Origin of the sequence: Chryseobacterium sp. C3 (assembly GCF_014218905.1) — a bacterium.
GTDB classification, from domain to species: domain Bacteria; phylum Bacteroidota; class Bacteroidia; order Flavobacteriales; family Weeksellaceae; genus Chryseobacterium; species Chryseobacterium mucoviscidosis.
In genome coordinates, this window is sequence record NZ_JACLCU010000007.1 from 64,400 (window position 1) to 83,502 (window position 19,103).

Annotated in this window: 16 protein-coding genes; 11 read left to right on the forward strand and 5 right to left on the reverse strand. The window is 33.6% G+C overall.

Annotated features, from left to right (window positions below; genetic code table 11):
* Window positions 1–53: 53 nt before the first annotated feature.
* The 4 genes from H6W53_RS15850 (at window position 54) to H6W53_RS15865 (ending at window position 1,407) form a co-directional block, all read left to right on the forward strand.
* Window positions 54–305, forward strand: coding sequence for a hypothetical protein (locus H6W53_RS15850; RefSeq protein ID WP_185208211.1), 252 nt, complete (start codon window positions 54–56; stop codon window positions 303–305).
* Between the two features lie 84 nt (window positions 306–389).
* Entirely contained in the window at window positions 390–632 is a 243-nt protein-coding gene (locus H6W53_RS15855) for a hypothetical protein (RefSeq protein WP_185208213.1), read from the forward strand.
* Complete coding sequence (locus tag H6W53_RS15860; protein WP_185208214.1) at window positions 608–910, forward strand: hypothetical protein; 303 nt, start codon at window positions 608–610, stop codon at window positions 908–910. The genes H6W53_RS15855 and H6W53_RS15860 overlap by 25 nt, the downstream gene beginning before the upstream one ends.
* Window positions 907–1,407 (forward strand): DUF6702 family protein, encoded by a 501-nt coding sequence (locus tag H6W53_RS15865; RefSeq protein WP_185208215.1) that lies wholly within the window; start codon window positions 907–909, stop codon window positions 1,405–1,407. The genes H6W53_RS15860 and H6W53_RS15865 overlap by 4 nt, the downstream gene beginning before the upstream one ends.
* Before the next feature lie 3 nt (window positions 1,408–1,410).
* Here H6W53_RS15865 and H6W53_RS15870 read toward each other — a convergent pair whose 3' ends face one another.
* The 3 genes from H6W53_RS15870 to radA form a co-directional block, all read right to left on the reverse strand.
* The gene (locus H6W53_RS15870) at window positions 1,411–2,004 is read right to left on the reverse strand and encodes an ACP phosphodiesterase (protein ID WP_185208216.1); all 594 of its coding nucleotides are present in this window, start codon (window positions 2,002–2,004) and stop codon (window positions 1,411–1,413) included.
* An 85-nt stretch (window positions 2,005–2,089) separates the two neighbouring features.
* A complete protein-coding gene (locus tag H6W53_RS15875) occupies window positions 2,090–3,628 on the reverse strand; it encodes a zinc-dependent metalloprotease (protein WP_185208217.1) in 1,539 nt (512 codons plus the stop codon).
* 72 nt (window positions 3,629–3,700) lie between these two features.
* Entirely contained in the window at window positions 3,701–5,053 is a 1,353-nt protein-coding gene (gene radA, locus H6W53_RS15880; RefSeq protein WP_076390791.1) for a DNA repair protein RadA, read from the reverse strand.
* Window positions 5,054–5,112: 59 nt separating this feature from the next.
* On the opposite strand from radA, the gene H6W53_RS15885 reads away from it, so the two are divergent.
* Both H6W53_RS15885 and H6W53_RS15890 read left to right on the forward strand, forming a co-directional pair.
* On the forward strand, window positions 5,113–5,532 hold the full coding sequence (locus H6W53_RS15885; RefSeq protein ID WP_185208218.1) for a hypothetical protein: 420 nt from the start codon (window positions 5,113–5,115) through the stop codon (window positions 5,530–5,532).
* Window positions 5,533–5,587: 55 nt separating this feature from the next.
* Window positions 5,588–6,157, forward strand: a complete 570-nt coding sequence (locus H6W53_RS15890; RefSeq protein ID WP_185208220.1) for a YceI family protein — start codon at window positions 5,588–5,590, stop codon at window positions 6,155–6,157.
* A 32-nt stretch (window positions 6,158–6,189) separates the two neighbouring features.
* Here the strand turns inward: H6W53_RS15890 and H6W53_RS15895 are convergent, their stop codons facing one another.
* Window positions 6,190–6,636, reverse strand: a complete 447-nt coding sequence (locus H6W53_RS15895) for a hypothetical protein (RefSeq protein WP_185208222.1) — start codon at window positions 6,634–6,636, stop codon at window positions 6,190–6,192.
* 92 nt (window positions 6,637–6,728) lie between these two features.
* Between H6W53_RS15895 and H6W53_RS15900 the strand changes: the two genes are divergently transcribed.
* Complete coding sequence (locus H6W53_RS15900) at window positions 6,729–8,336, forward strand: CTP synthase (protein ID WP_185208224.1); 1,608 nt, start codon at window positions 6,729–6,731, stop codon at window positions 8,334–8,336.
* Between the two features lie 183 nt (window positions 8,337–8,519).
* A complete protein-coding gene (gene yidC, locus H6W53_RS15905; protein WP_185208226.1) occupies window positions 8,520–10,343 on the forward strand; it encodes a membrane protein insertase YidC in 1,824 nt (607 codons plus the stop codon).
* A gap of 70 nt (window positions 10,344–10,413) precedes the next feature.
* On the opposite strand, the gene H6W53_RS15910 is transcribed toward yidC, so the two are convergent.
* Complete coding sequence (locus tag H6W53_RS15910) at window positions 10,414–10,998, reverse strand: ribonuclease HII (RefSeq protein WP_116097091.1); 585 nt, start codon at window positions 10,996–10,998, stop codon at window positions 10,414–10,416.
* Between the two features lie 118 nt (window positions 10,999–11,116).
* Between H6W53_RS15910 and H6W53_RS15915 the strand changes: the two genes are divergently transcribed.
* The 3 genes from H6W53_RS15915 to H6W53_RS15925 all read left to right on the forward strand — a co-directional run bounded on the left by H6W53_RS15915 (window position 11,117) and on the right by H6W53_RS15925 (window position 19,100).
* Entirely contained in the window at window positions 11,117–14,092 is a 2,976-nt protein-coding gene (locus tag H6W53_RS15915) for a SusC/RagA family TonB-linked outer membrane protein (protein WP_185208228.1), read from the forward strand.
* Between the two features lie 11 nt (window positions 14,093–14,103).
* Window positions 14,104–15,705, forward strand: a complete 1,602-nt coding sequence (locus H6W53_RS15920; RefSeq protein WP_185208231.1) for a SusD/RagB family nutrient-binding outer membrane lipoprotein — start codon at window positions 14,104–14,106, stop codon at window positions 15,703–15,705.
* Between the two features lie 407 nt (window positions 15,706–16,112).
* Window positions 16,113–19,100 (forward strand): SusC/RagA family TonB-linked outer membrane protein, encoded by a 2,988-nt coding sequence (locus H6W53_RS15925; protein ID WP_185208233.1) that lies wholly within the window; start codon window positions 16,113–16,115, stop codon window positions 19,098–19,100.
* The last annotated feature ends 3 nt before the right edge of the window (window positions 19,101–19,103 follow it).

Here is a 19,103-nt window from a genome sequence, read left to right on the forward strand (position 1 = left end):
TTGAAACGCGATGATACAAAATTTATTTTAACTTTGTTATAAAATTCAATGGTATGCTTGTTAATATAGAATTAGAAAATGCTGAAGATTTTGTCTTTATCAAACAGCTTTTAGAGAAAATAAAAGGTGTAAAATCTGTTTCTGTAAAAGATGAGGAAGAATTTTATGAAGACGGAACGCCAAAATGGTTTATAGATAAACTTGCGGATTATGCAGATCGTCTGGAAGATAAAGACATGGTTTCAGAAGAGGAGTTTTTTTCATATGCAAGAAAAAAAGCGTGCGAATTATATTCTCGAAAGTAGTTCTTCGATATGTAGCAAGATCCACAAAAAATACTTGAATTGTTACAATAATAATTTATTTTAACTTTGTGTAAAATCAATACAATGAACCTTACCATAGAAATAGATAATAAAGAAGATTATTTTTTCGTTAAGCAGCTTTTAGAAAGACTGAAAGGAGTAAGAATTGTAGAAAATAATTATGAAACGGTTGAAGGTCTGCCCTCTCATATTTTTGAAGAGATTGAAAAATATGGGGAATCTATGAAAGATGAAGACATGATCTCGAAAAAGGATTTCTTTAAGTTTATTGATGAAGAAATATGCAGATTGAATTCTCAGAAATAGCAAAAAAAACTTTAGCCGAAAATATCGAATTTCTTAAGAGAGTCTGGACCAATCGTGAAGTTGTTATTTTCTTAGAAGATGTGAAAAGAATAACAAATGATCTTGAAAATGGAAAATATTCTCAGTTTCAAAGTTCCTTTCACAAGACGAAAAGTGTTTTAATCGGCAAAAAACACGTAAGAATGTTTTTCCGAAAAGAAAGCGAGACTAAAATTAAAGTTCTACTGTTCTTCGATATGCGACAAGATCCACAAAAAATCCTTGAATTATTACAATGAAAAAACTGTTTTTCTTCTTTTCCGTCTTAATTATATTTTTCTCTTTTACAAAGGCAAAACATCCTTATCATGTAGGTTCTGTAGAAATTAATTACAATCAGAAATCCAAAACTTTTGAAATTACAGGACGTTTTTTTCTGGATGATCTGGAAAACGGATTAAACAACAAATACGGAAAAACTTTTCATTTCAACGATCCGAAATTCAAAGCACAGCTCAACGAATCTCTTAAAAATTATTCCGCAGAATATTTTAAGCTAAAAGGCAATAATAAATTTCTGAACGTTAATTATGTAGACTACGAAGAAGATCACGAATCGGTAAATATTTACCTCGAATCTGAAAAAATAGACAATCCTAAAAAAGTAGAAGCAGCGGTAAGTTTCCTGTATAATTTGTTTGACGATCAGATCAATATTGTTCACATCATCGTTAACGGAAACCGGAAAAGCGAAAAACTAACCTATCCGAATCGTTATTTGTTTCAGCAGTTTTAAAAATTAATTTTCGAGCTGTAAAAGTGCATTGATTTCTTTGGCGTGTTCCAATAAATCAGGAAAAAAATCATCATAACATTGTTGAAGAACATCCTTATTATTTAAAAAAGCCTCATGAACCACAATATCTGTATGTAAATATTTGGCTTTATTAAGAACATTGCGCATGCTGTAACCAATACTTTGATCTTTTCGGTAATTATAAAGCCAGTCGTCTGCTTCCATTCTTTCGAACATTCTTCTGAAATTTTCAGGAAGAAATTCATAATTTTCATGTAAGACACGATATACTTTTAATGAATGGTTTTTCCAGCCTTCTAAGGAATTTAAACTTAGATCATTTGCTACAAAATAATCCATTGAAACATCCACAAAAGCTCCTGCATAAAGTCTTACCAAAGGAGCAAAAACTTTTTTTGCTTCATGAATGGCAGGGTGAGCATCCGTAAAAGTATCAATTGCACGGTGAAGTGTTATCCCGTCCTGGATATCTTTCGGAAAAGAAAAACGATCTTTATTTCGGATAAAATCTTCTAAAAACTGACCGACAATCTGCCCGTCAGTAAAAGTGAGAAAAGAATGCGCCAAATAATTCATACAAAAATATAGGATATAAAACTGAAAATCCCACGAATAAATTTAAGACATTCGAGGGATTTTTGTGGTGACTTTAAAATAGATTTTATTTAACAATAAATTTTTTGTTTCCTATAAACAAACCGTTTTTGTCATAAACACTCAAAAAATATTCACCATTAGACAATCCTTTTACATTAATTGTTCTTTCTGTTGTGGTAAATATCAATTGCCCAATTGTATTGAAAATTTTAAAAGTATGCCTGTCAGCATTGTTTAAAGAAATAGTGATATTTTCACTTGCTGGATTTGGAAATATTGTGAAATTTTTATCATTCAGATTCACTTCTTCCAGTTTGAGAGATGAATTGGAAGGCATGAAATCGGCTACGAGACATGAAAAACGAGAAAATCCAAAGGCTTCATCACTTGAATCCCAATTTCCTATCGCAATTCCTGTGGGCTCAGAATTGTAATTTTTATCAGGATTTGCCCATCTGTTAATTCTTGAACAGTTGAATCCATTTGCCGCGCATTCATCATTATAGGACATAATTGTTCTCCATCTTTTAGAAGAAGCACCAGATGCTCCTAAACTAATAGCACTTCTATTAACATAGCCATGATGATGAGCGCAGGGAATATCATATGTATCTACATACCAATCATGTCTTAAACCCATATTATGAGCCATTTCATGTGATAAAGTATAACTCGTAAGGACGCAATTGAAAACTGTGACTGAGAACCCTGCTGTTCCACTATATTCTGTAGGATTTATTGTGATGTAAGCTAAGCCGCAAGTATTAGTAGGGCCGGAAGTAACCAAAGCGCATAAGTCAGCACCATAAGTGGATCTTAATGTGTGGATTTCATCCATATAACCATCTGTATCATTCGCAAACCTCAATAGATCCGTGTAAATATCTCCAGATTCCACATAGCCTGTTTCTCCTGAATATACCAGATTAATTTTCACATTATTTATTCCCGAATTTATTAATGCTAAATTAAAATTGGTAATTGCAGTTGTAATCATAGAATTACTTTGAGCTGTTCCTCCCCAATTGATTCTTGAATTCCAGGTATAAATAACCATTACATCAATTATTGACATTGGACAAATAGGGGCAGTTTCTAAGCAGATATTTGAATTAGTTTTGTATAAGTTAGCAAAATCACCAAGAATATAATCGTTTTTAGAGTCCTGGCTTATTATCTTTGATTCATTCACAAGCGATACTGCGAAAATATTTTCATGTGTTTGATGAAAAATGACTTTTTCACCAGTTCCTGAAGTATACATACCTGTTAATATATTATCATATTTTGAAAGAACAAATTCTGCATTTGGATCATTATCGATAGAATATACATACGATTCACTTTTATTTCCATATTTGAAAATGCGAGTAAATCTGGCTGTAATTAGTTTATTGGTGGGTAATAAAATTTGAAGATCAGATTTCGGATCAAATGCAGGTTGTAAATAATACTTAGTTTCTGTATAACTGGAAAGAAGTTCTTTACTAACTTTTTGATTAGAATTAAGATTACTTTCACTGATTGAATTATTAAAAATTCTATTTTGGGCGAAAGATAATAAACTAAATAAGATTATGAAAAGAGTAAATTTTATTTTCATGATTTGTTGGATTTTAAGGTTATAGCTTTACAAATATAATTATTAACCTTTAAACAACTATCTTATTTTATGTTAAAATAATCTTTCATGAAAATCCTCAATTTTGCTTACCTCTTCTATTTTAATCCCGAATTTTTTCTTCGGAAGTTTATTTAAATTAGAAATGAAAATCTTTTCGTAGCCCAATTTTTCCGCTTCGGTAATTCTCTGTTCCGCCTGTGCAATCGGACGGATTTCGCCGCTTAAACCAATTTCTCCCGCAAAACAATAATGTTCGGAAATGGCAATATCTTCATTGGATGAAAGAATAGAAGCGACAACCGCTAAATCTAAAGCCGGATCATCGGTTTTTATGCCTCCGGTAATATTTAAGAAAACGTCTTTTGCTCCGAGTTGAAAACCTGCTCTTTTTTCCAGAACCGCAAGAAGCATATTTAATCTTTTGGCATCAAAACCGGTGGAACTTCTCTGCGGTGTTCCGTAAACTGCGGTACTTACCAAAGCCTGAATTTCCAACAGCATCGGACGGTTTCCTTCCAAAGTTACCGCCACCGAATTTCCGGAAAGTTCTTCAAATTTTTTGGTGATTAAAATTTCAGATGGATTTTTAATTTCCTTTAAACCCTGAGAAATCATTTCATAAATCCCGATCTCGGAAGTAGATCCGAAACGGTTTTTGTTGGCTCTCAATAATCTGAAAAGATGATTTCTGTCGCCGTCGAAATTCAAAACCACATCCACCATGTGTTCCAGGACTTTCGGTCCTGCAATCTGTCCATCTTTTGTAATGTGACCTACCAAAAATACAGGAACATTGTTTTCTTTGGCGTATTTAATAATTTCATTGGAGCATTCGCGGATTTGGGAAACAGTTCCCGGCGAACTTTCAATGAGCTGTGACTGCAATGTCTGAATGGAATCGATAATCACAAAGTCGGGCTCCAGTTTTTTAGCTTCATGGAGAATTTTTTCCAGATTGGTTTCTGTAAAAAGAAAACAGTTGGGATTTTGAATGTCAGTCAGACGGTCGGCTCTCATTTTAATTTGAGAAGCACTTTCTTCCCCCGAAACATAGAAAACTTTTTTCTTCATTTTCAAAGCCAATTGAAGGAGCAGGGTAGACTTACCGATTCCCGGTTCTCCACCGATCAGGGTGACAGATCCTAAGACAATTCCGCCTCCCAAAACCCTGTTGAGTTCTTCGGAAGGTGTTTTTATTCTCGGTTCTTCATTGGTTTCAACTTCTACGATATTGATGACGTGCTGTTTGGTCTTTGAAAAAGGCGGCGTTTTGTGTGAAGTTGTTTTTTCCACCACTTCTTCCACCAAGGTATTCCACTGTCCGCAGTTTTTGCATTGTCCCATCCATTGGGAATATTGTGTTCCGCAGTTCTGACAGAAATATGCTGTTTTGAGTTTTGCCATACTGCGAAGTTCAAAATTTTTTTTGAATTTTTCTTTCGAATTTTAATTAATTTTCAACCATGAAAAATATTTTCCTGAGTTTGATGGTTTTTGTGGTGATGTCACTTTTGCATGCTCAATTTACAGATTGGTCTTTAGTTTTTACAGATGGAAAATCAGGCGGAATCGCAATGGCTCCGATTTCGGTCTTACTAAGTGGTTTAATGGTTTCTGCGATAAGATTTTTAACGGTTTTGATTTTCAATAAAGCTTACAATACGATTCTGAAGAATGCAGTTTTATTTGAAATTATTTATCTATTTACATTAATTATTAGCGGAGCAAATCCTTTCGCTTATTTTACGGGGGGTGAAGAAATTCTGTTTTTAGATTTTTTATTGTATCTGAATTCTTTTTTTGTTTTACTGATGATGTTTTTAATAGATAGATTATATTCAAAAATAAATTTAGCAAAATCAAAAAATAACATAGATCAATAGTTCGTTGTTATAAGTAGCTTACCTTTGTACAACAATTAATTCAAAATATTATACAATGAAAAAATTACTTTTAACCTTTGTATTTACATTACTAAGTGTTTTCAGTTTTGCGCAGACAGACTGGGCGGTAGATCCGATGCATTCTTCTGTTAATTTCAACATCAAACATATGGGAATCAGCTTTGTGCAGGGAAGATTTGATAAGTTTGACGGGAAGGCTTCCACAAAAGGCAATACTTTAGAAAATGCAGACCTTAATTTTACGGTTGAGGTAAACACCATTAATACGGGGGTTGAAATGAGAGATAAGCATTTGAAAAGCGAAGATTTTTTCAGTGCAGAAAAATATCCGACGATGAGTTTCGTAACAACTTCCATGAAGAAGGATAAAAATAACACCTACATTCTGAAAGGAAAATTAACCATAAAAGACGTAACCAGAGATATCTCTGTTCCCGTAACTTTTGGCGGAATAGCGAAAAATCAACAGGGAAAAGAAGTAATGGGTTTTCAGACAAGTTTTACCATAAACCGTTTGGATTACGATATTAAATATGATCCTACTGGAACTGGAGTTGCTAAAGAAGTAGATGTTAATCTGTATTTTGAAATGGTAAAAATATAATTTGTACAATTATAAATATTAATAGAAGGTTTTCAGTTTTGGAAACCTTTTTTATTTGTCGTCAGCAATTGCAGATAGGTGCTTTCTAACTTTTTATACTCATTTTTCCAATCCTGAGCTGTTTTTTCTATTCTTTCAAACTTAAAATCTAAGATTTCTATTTCTTCAAGATTATCCACCGTATTTCTATCTTCAATATGATCAAAATATTCTGCATACCATACATTTAAATTTTGATTTGAAATTTCAATGTACAGTTGTTCTCCAATGTGACTTTTAAATAGTAAATGGTAATTTAGAACGTTTTCTTTGAAGTAAATAAATATTCCATCATAATAATCCTGAAAGCGATCTGAAAAATAACTGTTGACACTATTGATTCCCCAAATCTGCAAATTGTCGAATTTTAGTAACAGACCATTTTCGGGAATAAGTTCAACCTGTTTTAAATAGACTAATTGATTGATAATTTTCATCATTAAAAATTTAACAGACTAAAATACATAATCAAATTTAGATACAAAATTGCTTTGTATTTCTTTTTCCCCTAACTTTGCACAAACCTAATCTAATGAGTAAAAAGAATACTAAGTACATCTTTGTGACAGGAGGTGTAACTTCATCTTTGGGAAAGGGAATCGTTTCAGCTTCTCTTGGACTTCTACTAAAATCGCGTGGCTTCAATGTAACTATTCAAAAGCTTGATCCTTATATCAATATCGATCCGGGAACTTTGAATCCTTACGAACACGGAGAATGCTATGTAACCGAAGATGGTGCGGAGACGGATCTGGATTTAGGTCACTACGAGCGTTACCTTGATGCTCCTACTTCCCAAAACAATAACGTTACAACAGGAAAAATTTATCAGACGGTAATCGAAAAGGAAAGAAAAGGAGACTTCCTCGGAAAAACGGTTCAGGTAATTCCTCATATTACGAACGAAATTAAACGCAGAATTAAAATCTTATCCAAACAGAACTACGATATCATTATCACAGAGATCGGGGGAACGGTAGGGGATATTGAATCTTTACCTTATATTGAAACAGTTCGTCAGTTGAAATGGGAACTGGGTGAAAAAAATTCTATGGTAATTCACCTGACATTATTGCCTTATCTGGCTTCCAGCGGAGAATTAAAAACAAAACCTTCTCAGCATTCTGTTCGTCAGTTGATGGAGAGCGGAATTATGGCGGATGTTTTGGTTTGCCGTACGGAACATAAGATCCCGAAAGATCAGAGAGCAAAACTGGCTCAGTTCTGTAATGTTCCTTTAGATAATGTAATTGAATGTAAAGATCTGGATACAATTTATGAGGTTCCGATGTATCTTCAGAAACAAAACTTTGACGATGTGGTTCTTAAAGAATTAGATCTGAAAAGTGATAAAGAAGCGGATCTTAAAGACTGGAAGTCATTCCTTAAAAAATTCCAGAATCCTAAAAAATCTATCGAAATTGCGTTGGTTGGAAAATATGTTTCTCTTCAGGACTCTTATATTTCCATTGCTGAGGCTTTCAAACATGCCGGAGCAGATCTTGAAACGGAAGTGAAGATCAGATGGGTGTACAGTGGAGATTTAACGGCTGAAAATATTAAAGAAACTTTATCCGGAGTGAGTGGGATTTTGGTTGCACCGGGATTCGGAGACAGAGGAATTGAAGGAAAAGTTCTTACGGCTCAATATGCAAGAGAAAATAAAATTCCGATGTTGGGAATTTGTTTGGGAATGCAGATCATGACGATTGAATTCGCTAGAAATGTTTTAGGGTACACTAAAGCAAATTCTATGGAATTCGATACTTCTACGGAGCATCCTGTAATTTCTTTAATGGAAGAACAGAAAAATGTTGTAGATAAAGGGGGAACAATGCGTCTTGGAGCATGGAAATGTTCTTTGAAAAACGGTTCTAAATTAAACGAAATCTACGGAGTAAAAAATATTACGGAAAGACACCGTCACAGATATGAATTCAACAGTGATTATATTGGAGAATTTGAGAAAAACGGTTTTTTAGCTACAGGAACAAACCCTGAAACCGGATTGGTGGAAGCGTTGGAAATGCCGGATCATCCTTTTTATGTAGGAGTTCAGTATCACCCGGAATACAAAAGTACGGTTGCAACACCGCATCCTTTATTCAGAGCTTTTATTAAAGCATGTACTTCAAAATAAAGTAATTTAAAAATTACAAACGTCATAAATAAACTCAGACTGATTATTCTCAGCCTGAGTTTCTTATATAGTAATGCATTAAAGAATAGAGTTTTGATAAAAAAACAGTATTTTTGTCGACTCGAAAATGTATAGCGTTTACTATATATTATTTAATAGGTAAAAATTTTAATTAAAGATAAAATGCAACAGAACAACGGACTCGATAAAAGTCAGATTATTAGTTTTGCGGTTTTATGCTTAGTTCTTTTCGGTTTCATGTTTTATTTCCAAAACAAACAATCGAAAGAAGATGCAGTAAAAGCTCAGCAGCAGAAAACTGAACAGGCTAAAAATGCCGTAAAACAGACTCAGGCAACCAATATCAATCCAAATGTAACTCCCGGCTCAATTCAGACGGCAACTCTGGCGAATAATGAATTGAAAATTGAATTCAACAGTTTAGGAGGGCAGGTTTCTAAAGTGGAACTTGCAAAATACAAGGCATACGATCATAAAACAGATAATGCAGATCTTCCGCTTTACCTGATCACGAAAAATAACTCCAACTATGGTTTTCAGTTTAAAGATAAAACAGGGAAAATTATCAATACTAAAGATTTAGTTTTTGCTCCTGTTGTCAATGGAAATGTTGCTACGCTAACAGCAAATTATAATGGTGCAACCATTCAGTTTGTATATTCATTAAACAATAATCCAAAAGCAGAACTGAAAGATCAGTATGCTCTGGATTTTAAAGTAAGAACACAGGGACTGGCAAAAATTACTTCTGATAATAAAGCAGATTTTATCTGGGATTACAGCGTAAGAAATCTTGAAAAGGGTAGAGCGCAGGAACAGTCTCACTCAGAATTCTCTTATGCTTTCAATAATTATAAAGATTATGATTACGATGGAAGAACAACGATGGAAGAAGACAAAGAAACGCTTAACTGGATCGGGGTTAAACAGCAGTTCTTCGCTTCTGTAATTGAATCTAAAACAGGTTTTACCCAAAGCAAAGGAAATCAGGAAGCCATTGAAGAAGGGGAGTATCTGAAAAAATTAAACTATGAAGGTTTTGTTCAGATGACCGGAAGTGAACTGAATCAGGATTTCACATGGTACTTTATGCCTTTGGATTTACCATTATTAAAAACATATGATAAAAACTTTGATGAAATTCTTCCTTTAGGATGGTCTTTCATCGGATGGATGAACCGTTATTTCTTTATGTGGCTTTACAGTGTAATTGCTGGATGGGGATTATCTGCAGGTTGGGTAATTTTCTTAATGACAATTATTGTGAAACTAATCTTATCGCCAATTATGTACAAACAGCACAAATTAAGCGCGATGATGAGAGTAATCCGTCCGGAAATTGATGAGGTAAATGCCAAATTCAAGGATGCAGATCCGATGAAAAAGCAGCAGGCTACGATGGAGGTTTATCGAAAAGCGGGAGTTAATCAGATGGCGGGATGTTTGCCGGCGTTGGTTCAGATTCCTATTTTCTATGCATTATTCCGTTTCTTCCCGAACTTTATTGATCTTAGAGGTAAAGGATTCTGGTTTGCAAAAGATTTAACGGCTTATGATGATTTGATAAAATTACCAATTAAAGGGATTCCTTTCTTAGGAGATCATTTAAGTATTTTTGCTTTGGCCTGTACTGTGGTGATTTTAATTTATACGGTAATGACTTCAGGAAATATGCAGCAGCCACAACAGGAAGGAATGCCTAATATGAAGGTCTTAATGTACATCTTCCCGGTTACCTTCTTATTCTTCCTGAATACTTCAGCATCCGGTCTTTCCTGGTATTATTTTGTATCGAATGCGATTAACATTTTAATAATCCTTGTTATTAAATATGTAATTCTGGATGAGAAAAAAATCCATGCACAGATTCAGGCGAATAAAGAAAAGCCGAAAGCAGAAGGGAAGTTCCAGAAGAGAATGAGAGAAATGATGGAGAAAGCTCAGGAGCAGCAAAACGTGCAACAGCAGCAGAGAAAGAAAAAATAAAATTTTCTATATAATAAAAAAGAGAGGTAAATTTAATTTTGCCTCTCTTTTTTACTTCAAATATTTTATATTAGTCATATTTCAACCTGAAAGACTGTCTGTGATATTTAGTCGGTCCGAATTTTATCAGCGCTTCCTGATGTTTTTTAGTAGCATAGCCAAAGTTTGTGTTCCAGCCGTATTCGGGATGTTCTTCATGAAGCTCAATCATTAATTTGTCTCTGTAATTTTTTGCTAAAATAGAAGCCGCAGCAATAGACAATACTTTAGAATCTCCTTTGATAATACATTCATGAGGAATAAAATTATAAGGATGAAATCTATTCCCATCGACTAAAATCAGTTCCGGTCTCATTGTTAATTTATCTAAAGCCTGATGCATAGCATGGATACTTGCATTCAGTATATTGTGCTGGTCTATAAATGCGGGAGAAAGTTCTGCAACTGCGTAATCTTTAACATTATCTTTGATGTAGCTGTCAAGATCCATTCTCGTCTTAAAATTTAACTTTTTGGAATCGTTAACCAAATTTTGGTTAAAATTTTCATCTAAAATCACTGCAGCAGCTACTACAGGCCCGGATAAACAGCCACGACCTACTTCATCACAACCTGCTTCAACATAAAAAACCGACCATTTTTTTATTAAATCCATAATTTTTATTAAATTATCTAAGTAAAATTATGCAATATTAAATATTTTTAACAAAATATTTGGTCATTTTGGGAAAGTTTTACATATTTGCAAATATTAAAAAATAATCAATTTAAATATGAAGAAATTAACTACGAGTGTGTTAGCTGTAGTGCTTACCTCAACTTTTGCAATGGTAAGTGCACAAGACACTCTGAGAACTCAAGACATTCGTGAGGTTGTTGTTACAGGTGCTTTAGGTCTCAAGAAAAGACAGGACGCTGTTACTACTTCTAATCAGGTTGTTAATAATGCTGAAATTACACAAGGAAAGAATCCTAATGCTGTACAGGCATTAACAGGTAAGGTTTCAGGTTTGCAAATTAATACAACCAATAACTCAGTAAATCCATCTACAAGAGTTGTCCTTAGAGGACCTAGATCTCTTACAGCCAGTAATGAAGCTTTAGTGGTAATTGATGGCGTTATATCCACATTAGGTATTTTGCAAAATTTGCCACCGGAGATTATTGATAACATGAATGTTATCAAAGGAATGCAAGGGGCTGCCTTATATGGAGAAAGAGGTAGTAATGGGGTAATTATTGTTACTACAAAAAGAGGATCTAAATCTGAAAGACTTCAATTCAGTTTAACGAGTTCGATTGATTTCTCTACCGTTTATAAGACTCCTATTTATCAAAAAAAATATGGACAGGGATATCCAGGTGATGTTTTTGATACAACTGATTATGGAGGTACGACGTGGGTGCCTTATGAAAACTCAAATTGGGGCCCAGCATATTCTTCGGCGTTAGGTGGGCAAAATATTTATATTGGATTACCACAAGCTAATGACCAATTTTATACAGAAACATTTAGTCCTAAGGATAATCATATAAATAAGTTTTTTAAAACTGGGGTTCTTCTACAAAATGGATTGTCTGTAAATGCTGGAGGTAGTGATGGTTATGTTTTTTTATCAATGAACAGAGCTGAAAATGATTTCATTGTTGAAAAAGATAATTTGAAGAGAAATAATTTTATTTTAAAAGCAGGAAAAAAATTAGGAAAATTCAGGATTGATGGTAACGTCAACTATTTAGAAATTAAGACTTCAACAGCGCCAAGCTCACTTTATTCTGAAGTTCTGCAAACCCCAACAAACTTAGATATCAGAAAGTTTAGAAACTCTAATCCTGATGCAGGTTATTCTCCATATACAACAAATCCTTATTGGTTGATTGATAATAACAGAACAAACAGTAAGAGTAGAACAATTTCAGCGCTATTAAACCTAGAATATAAGCTTAATGATCATATTTCATTTACTTATGCAGGAACGGCTGTGACTGGACATTCTATTACACAAAGCTATCAGAATGATTATGCTAATGATAGAATGTATGATAATACGGGTACATATTTGGATGGGCATTTAGCAGAGGATTTTGGGATGGTTCCTATTGTTTCTAACTATTATAAGTCTTTAGGAACTTCTTGGAGATATTATGGAGATTTAATGGCAAATTTTGATTATGATCTGACGGATAATATTAATTTGAAGGCAAATATTGGGCATAATATTCAAGATTCTAGAGCTGATAATAGTCAGGTTGGAGGAACAAATTTGCAAGTCCCAGGATGGTACCATATTAATAATGTACTTAATCCGGATAAGTTTTATAATCTTAATAATAACTCCTCGACACAAAGATCTTTTGCTTGGTTTGCTAACTTAGATTTGTCTTACAAGGATTATTTATTCTTAAACACAACTTTTAGATACGAGAAAAACTCGGTGATGAGTGTTACACCTATAGGTACAAATAAATTAGAAAATAAAGGTTTTCCTTATTATTCGGTAGGAGCATCATTTATTCCAACAAAAGCATTTGAAAGTATAAAGAGTAAGATACTTAGTTATGCAAAAATTAGTGCGTCATTTACAAGAGTTGGTAATGTTCAGGCAATTCCAGTTTATGGATTAGATGAAGTGGGTGTATTTCCTACAGGTTATCCTTTTAATAGTTTATCTTCTTATTTGCCACGAACTACTAGTTATGCACCAGATATTAAACCTGAATTTTTGAATTCTAAAGAAGCATCGATTAGTTTAGGCTTTTTTAATGATAGAATAACTCTTGATGGTTCTGTATACAGAAATGATACAGATAATCTGATTACTCAAATTGCAACATCATCTGCATCAGGTATCACTAGTCAATTTGATAATATCGGGAAAAGTAGAAACCAAGGTTTTGAAATTGATTTAGGGTTTACTCCTATAAAGTCAAAAGACTTTGAATGGAAACTTAGAGGATCGTATTCTACTTACGAAACAAAGATTCTTTCATTAGAATCAGGTGTTCCAGAGATCCCATTATTGACAACCACGGGACCAAATGTTGGCATTTACGCAATGGCCGGTTATGATTTTCCTATGATTAAAGGTACAAAATATTTAAGAGATCCTAATGGAAATATTGTAGTAGGAGCAAACGGTAACCCTCTTTCAACTTCAACTCTTGAGGTTTTAGGAAAAGTGAATCCGGATTATATTTTAGGGTTCAGTACGTCTTTTAGATTTAAAGGTCTTACCTTAAGTGCTACAGCAGACTATAGAACAGGTAACAGCTTTATCTCTCGAACAAAAACTCTATTAGGAAATATGGGATCTTTAGAACAGCAAGCTAGTTTTGATCGTTCTAAGGGATATGTAATTCCAAACTCTGTACAATTAGTGGGAGGTCAATATGTACCGAATACTACACCTATTGGTGGAACTGCAGACTATATAGGTGTAAACTCATATTATACAAGTTCAACATTCTTAGGTGTTGGTGAAGAGTTTTTAGTTGACGGTACAGCATTTAAAGTTAGAGAAATTGCTTTAAGCTATGATATTCCTAAATCTGTTTTAAGAAATACTTTTGTAAATTCTCTTAATGTTGGTGTCTATGCAAGAAATCCATTCTTTATTTATGCTAAAGATAACAGAAATTATGCTGATCCTGAAACTGCAACAACATCAGGAAATGCAGCAGGTATTGCAGATACAAGCCAATACCCTACAATGAGAAATTTTGGTATAAATCTTAATGTAACTTTTTAACGATTAAAGAAATGAAAAATAATAAATTTTATATTGCATTATTAGCAGCAACGTTAAGTTTGACTTCGTGCTCTAATGAGTATTTGGATGTAAATGAGAATCCAAATCAAATCCACGCAGAAAATATTACTCCAGAATTAATGTTTCCCGGTGCTGTAAGTCAGGCTTACAGAACCCAAGCGACTACTATGATGCAGTTTGGAAATTTGATGATGAATAGTTGGACAGGTAATGCTTACACTAATAGTAGCCCATTTCAACGTGAATTCAACCTTCAAAGTGTAGATAATACTTTTTATCAAGGTATATGGAATGGACTATATCCAAGAATTGCAAATTTCGCACAAATAGAAAAGTTTTCAAATACGGATCATAAGCAAGATTACTATATTGCGATGGCAAAGATTATGAAATCTTATTATATGCAGTATATTGTTGATCTGTATGGTGATGCTCCTTTTAGTGAAGCATTTTTAGGTCAATTGAATATGAAGCCTAAATATGATAATGATGCTGATATCTACAGAGCTTTAGTTACTAATATTAATGAAGCAATAGCGTTAATTAGTAATGCAAGTCCAGACGCAATCAATCCAGCTGATAAGGGTGCTGATATAGTATTTCAGGGAAATATGTCTAATTGGCAAGCATTTGGAAGAACTTTAAAGCTAAGAATGCTTTTGAGAATGAGTAAAGTAACTGGAGATATGGCGACTTTTAGAGATGCTCAATTGCAAACTTTATCAGGAGCTACATTTATTAATGTAAATGTACTAGAAAATCCTGGATATAATGGATCCAATGATGATCAGATGAGCCCTTTCCTTTTAAATTGGAGAGTTAATTCTGCCGGATCAGCAGTTACAAATTATCCATTTATAACAGTTTCTGAACATATGGCAATTGCTTTAAATGGAAATGTTGAAGGATCTACCGAAACCTATCATCAAAAATATACAGGAATTCCAGATCCTAGAAGGACAGGCTTATTTACAGCTGTAATAGCACCATCATATTTGAAAGGGATTAGACAAGGTGCTGTTCCTGGTCAACCAGGAGCTCCTGTTGGTAATACAACTGTATCAAGATTAGCTAACGGAACATTCTCAGGTACAACGGGTTTAAGTTTAGTTAGTGGTAATAGAGGAGGTGTAATTATGTCTCTTGCTGAAAGTAAATTATTGCAAGCTGAGGCTTCATTAAGATATCCTGCAATCTTTGGAGCTGTTGCCCAAACAAGATTTACTGAAGCTATTGATGCTTCAGGTGCTTGGTTAGGAACTTCAGCAACTGCATTGACAACATATAAAGGATTAATCTCTACAAGAACTGGATTAGGATGGATTGGTACTGATAACCAAAAATTAGAAGCTATCATGACTCAAAAATGGATTGCTCTGACAAACGTTAATCCAACAGAAATGTTTATAGAATATAACAGAACGGGATATCCTACTACACCTATGGCAACAACAGCAGGACAACCTAATAAACCTTACAGGTTAATTTATCCAGTATCTGAATATGCAACAAACTCTGCTAATGTTCCGAATATTAGTAGTTCGCAAGTGTTTGTTAAAAACCAATTTACTCCATTCTGGAATCAAAACTAATCTTTTTAATAAGATTATAATACAAAACTGCCTTCGGGCGGTTTTTTTTATTTCCAAGTGTTAAAATTTATTTTTTCTGAAAAACAAAATATATGTCACGCATTGCATTTATTTTTGTTTTGATGACTGATTTTTAAATTATGTTTCTAAATGGTTTATTATCAGCTATTAAAGATGCTTGTTTATAAAGCTTTTTAATTTACTTAAAATTATTTTTTTTTAAGTAAATAATAAAATTTGACATGACATTTTTGGTAATATTTGTTAATTTGTTTGGTTTTAACTTTTTTTATTAAATTATTTTTATTTATTAATGAGATTATTTGACTGAATGTTAAATTTAGCTAATTTTATTTTGTTCTGAATAGAAATTTTCACATATTTGTGATTAGCAAATATAATTTGATATGAAGAAATTAACAGCAGGAATACTTATACTCGTATTATCCTCATCTCTAGCTGTGTCAAATGCTCAACAAAAGAAGAATGATACAGTAAGAACACAAGAAATTGAAGGTGTGGTTGTAACTGCACTTGGTATTAAAAGAGAAAAGAAATCTTTAGGGTATGCTTCCGAAGAAGTAAAAGCAGATGCTCTTACAGGAGGAACTACCAATACTGGAAATGTAGCTTCTTTACTATCTGGTAAAGTTTCTGGTTTACAGGTAAATACAAACAATAACTTTGGGGGTTCTGCTAACTTACTAATTAGAGGTTACAAATCTCTATCAGGAGGCAGCCCATTAATTGTAATTGATGGATCTCCAGTTAATAATGGGACGGTTTCTGGATCGAGTTTCGACTACGGTAACTTTTTATCTGATATTAATCAAGATGATATTGAGAGCATCAACGTTTTAAAAGGAGCGGCAGCATCTGCTTTGTATGGAGAACGTGGTAGCGATGGTGTTATTTTGATTGTCACAAAAAATGGACGAGGAAAGCAAGACGGAAGTTGGGGAGTTACACTAAATTCAGGAATCACAGCTGGATTTATTGATAGATCAACTTTCCCAAAATACCAGACAAGATACGGTGCTGGTTATGGTAGAGTATATGGTGATGGTACTGAATATTTTAATCATGATCCGAATACTGGAGAGCTACAAACTCCTTTTACAGAAGATGCTTCATATGGAGCCGAGTTTAATCCAAGTTTGATGGTAAGACAATGGGATTCTTATAATCCTGATTCTCCAACTTATGGACAAGCTACTCCTTGGCAAGCTGCTAAGAACGGTCCGATTAAGTTTTTTGAAACACCAGTTACGTATGTTAATACAATTTCATTAGAGAAAGGAAGTAAATCTTCAAATATTTCTCTTTCTTACACCAATATGCTTTCTAATGGATTACTGCCTAACTCGGATTTGAGAAAAAATAGTTTATCAGCCAAATTCAATTATGATTTCACTGATAAATTGCATGCCAGCGTATTTTCTACACTAACAATTCAGGATACAAAAGGTAGAAATGAAACAGGATATTCTGATAATTTAGTTTCAGGTTTCAGACAATGGTGGCAAACCAATGTTGACATTTATGATTTAAAAAATGCTTACGAAAGAAGTAATTCAAATCTTACTTGGAATAGGACTTCAGGATCAGATGGTACGCCGGCTTATTGGAATAACCCTTATTTTCAAAGATATCAAAATTATCAGTCAGATACAAGAACAAGAAGTTTTAGCTATGCTCAGTTAAAATATGACATAACTAAGAATATCGGAATTACAGGGAAACTATCCTATGATCAACTGCAAATGCTAATTGAGGAGAGACTAATGAATGGCTCATTACCTCAGGCTTTTGGAGCTTCAGGAAACAGTGTAACTTCGGGATACTCGCGTCAGGATGTTCGTACAACAGAGACCAACTTTGATTTATTCTTAAATTATAAATTTGATATCACAAGTGATTTAAATGTTAGTGGTCTTGTGGGAGGTAATGTTAGAAGAAATTTAATTGATAATGTATATGTAAGTACAGAAGGTGGATTAGCTACTCCCGGACTATTTGCAATTTCAAATTCTGCCAGTCCAATTATTCCTCCTGATGAAAATTATGAAAAATGGTTAACATCTGGAGTATATGCAACCGCTTCATTTGGATATAAAAATTTATTATATATTGATGGAACTGTAAGAGCCGATAAGAGTTCTAATCTTCCAAAAAATAATAATTCATACATATATCCATCAGTAACAGGTTCAGTTATTCTTTCTGAACTTTGGAAGCCAAGTTTTTTAAGCTTTTGGAAAATACGTGGTAATTACGCAGAAGTTGGATCTTCTACAAAAAATTACCAACTACAAAATACCTATAGAGTAAGAGGTGGTTTTGGTAATACAGGTCTTGTAGATCAATCATATTTTTTAGCAAATCCAAACTTAAAGCCGCAGAGATCCAAAGAAGTTGAATTTGGTATGGAGGCACAATTTTTCAAAAATAGATTAGGGTTCGATGTTGCGATATACAAAACACGTACTTTTGATCAAATTATCAATCTTCCAGTATCCTCAGCAACAGGATATAGAACTTTTTTAGTAAATGCAGGTCAAATTAACAATAAAGGAATTGAGGTTCAGTTAAATGGATCACCAATTAAAACAGATAATTTTAAATGGGATATAGATGTAAACTGGTCTAAAAACCAAAATGAAGTTATATCATTAAATGGAGATTCTCAAAACTATCTATTAGCATCTTATCAAGGTGGAGTTTCTTTAAATGCTCGTGTAGGCGAAGCTTTTGGGGCTTTAGTAGGTTCTGATTACGTTTATTTAAATGGAGAAAAAGTAATTAATCCTTCAACAGGAAGATACTTAACAAATCCAAATCAGGTAATTGGTAACATTACACCAGACTGGATCGGAGGTATACGAAATAGTTTCAATTATAAAGGTTTATCATTAAGTTTCCTGATTGATGTGAAACACGGCGGGGATGTATTTTCAACAGATATGTATTATGGTTTGGCGACAGGTTTGTATGAGGAAACTGCTGTTGGAGATTATAGAACTGCAGGTGTAATTCATCCTGGGGTAAATCCAAATGGACAAGTAAATACTACGCCTACAGCAGCACCAGATACCTTTGGTAATGTTGATGGATATAGAAGAATGCCCAACTCAAGATTTGTATATGATGCATCATATGTGAAACTAAGAGAAGCAAGTATTGGTTATAGTCTTCCGAAATCCATATTAGCAAATACATCTTTCCAAGAAGTTAAAATCTCATTAGTGGGAAGAAACCTATGGATTATCCATAAAAATTTACCTTATGCAGATCCGGAAACAGGAACAGGTAACGGACTTGCTTCAAAAGGAAATTCTATCGGAGTATTGCCGACAACACGTGATTTAGGTATCAACGTAACATTAAAATTCTAGAAA

Bases quoted from the DNA above. Each gene is read 5' to 3' on its own strand.
- H6W53_RS15850 (WP_185208211.1), top strand. From the start codon at position 54: ATGCTTGTTAATATAGAATTAGAAAATGCTGAAGATTTTGTCTTTATC.
- H6W53_RS15855 (WP_185208213.1), top strand. From the start codon at position 390: ATGAACCTTACCATAGAAATAGATAATAAAGAAGATTATTTTTTCGTT.
- H6W53_RS15860 (WP_185208214.1), top strand. From the start codon at position 608: ATGCAGATTGAATTCTCAGAAATAGCAAAAAAAACTTTAGCCGAAAAT.
- H6W53_RS15865 (WP_185208215.1), top strand. From the start codon at position 907: ATGAAAAAACTGTTTTTCTTCTTTTCCGTCTTAATTATATTTTTCTCT.
- H6W53_RS15870 (WP_185208216.1), bottom strand. From the start codon at position 2,004: ATGAATTATTTGGCGCATTCTTTTCTCACTTTTACTGACGGGCAGATT.
- H6W53_RS15875 (WP_185208217.1), bottom strand. From the start codon at position 3,628: ATGAAAATAAAATTTACTCTTTTCATAATCTTATTTAGTTTATTATCT.
- radA (WP_076390791.1), bottom strand. From the start codon at position 5,053: ATGGCAAAACTCAAAACAGCATATTTCTGTCAGAACTGCGGAACACAA.
- H6W53_RS15885 (WP_185208218.1), top strand. From the start codon at position 5,113: ATGAAAAATATTTTCCTGAGTTTGATGGTTTTTGTGGTGATGTCACTT.
- H6W53_RS15890 (WP_185208220.1), top strand. From the start codon at position 5,588: ATGAAAAAATTACTTTTAACCTTTGTATTTACATTACTAAGTGTTTTC.
- H6W53_RS15895 (WP_185208222.1), bottom strand. From the start codon at position 6,636: ATGATGAAAATTATCAATCAATTAGTCTATTTAAAACAGGTTGAACTT.
- H6W53_RS15900 (WP_185208224.1), top strand. From the start codon at position 6,729: ATGAGTAAAAAGAATACTAAGTACATCTTTGTGACAGGAGGTGTAACT.
- yidC (WP_185208226.1), top strand. From the start codon at position 8,520: ATGCAACAGAACAACGGACTCGATAAAAGTCAGATTATTAGTTTTGCG.
- H6W53_RS15910 (WP_116097091.1), bottom strand. From the start codon at position 10,998: ATGGATTTAATAAAAAAATGGTCGGTTTTTTATGTTGAAGCAGGTTGT.
- H6W53_RS15915 (WP_185208228.1), top strand. From the start codon at position 11,117: ATGAAGAAATTAACTACGAGTGTGTTAGCTGTAGTGCTTACCTCAACT.
- H6W53_RS15920 (WP_185208231.1), top strand. From the start codon at position 14,104: ATGAAAAATAATAAATTTTATATTGCATTATTAGCAGCAACGTTAAGT.
- H6W53_RS15925 (WP_185208233.1), top strand. From the start codon at position 16,113: ATGAAGAAATTAACAGCAGGAATACTTATACTCGTATTATCCTCATCT.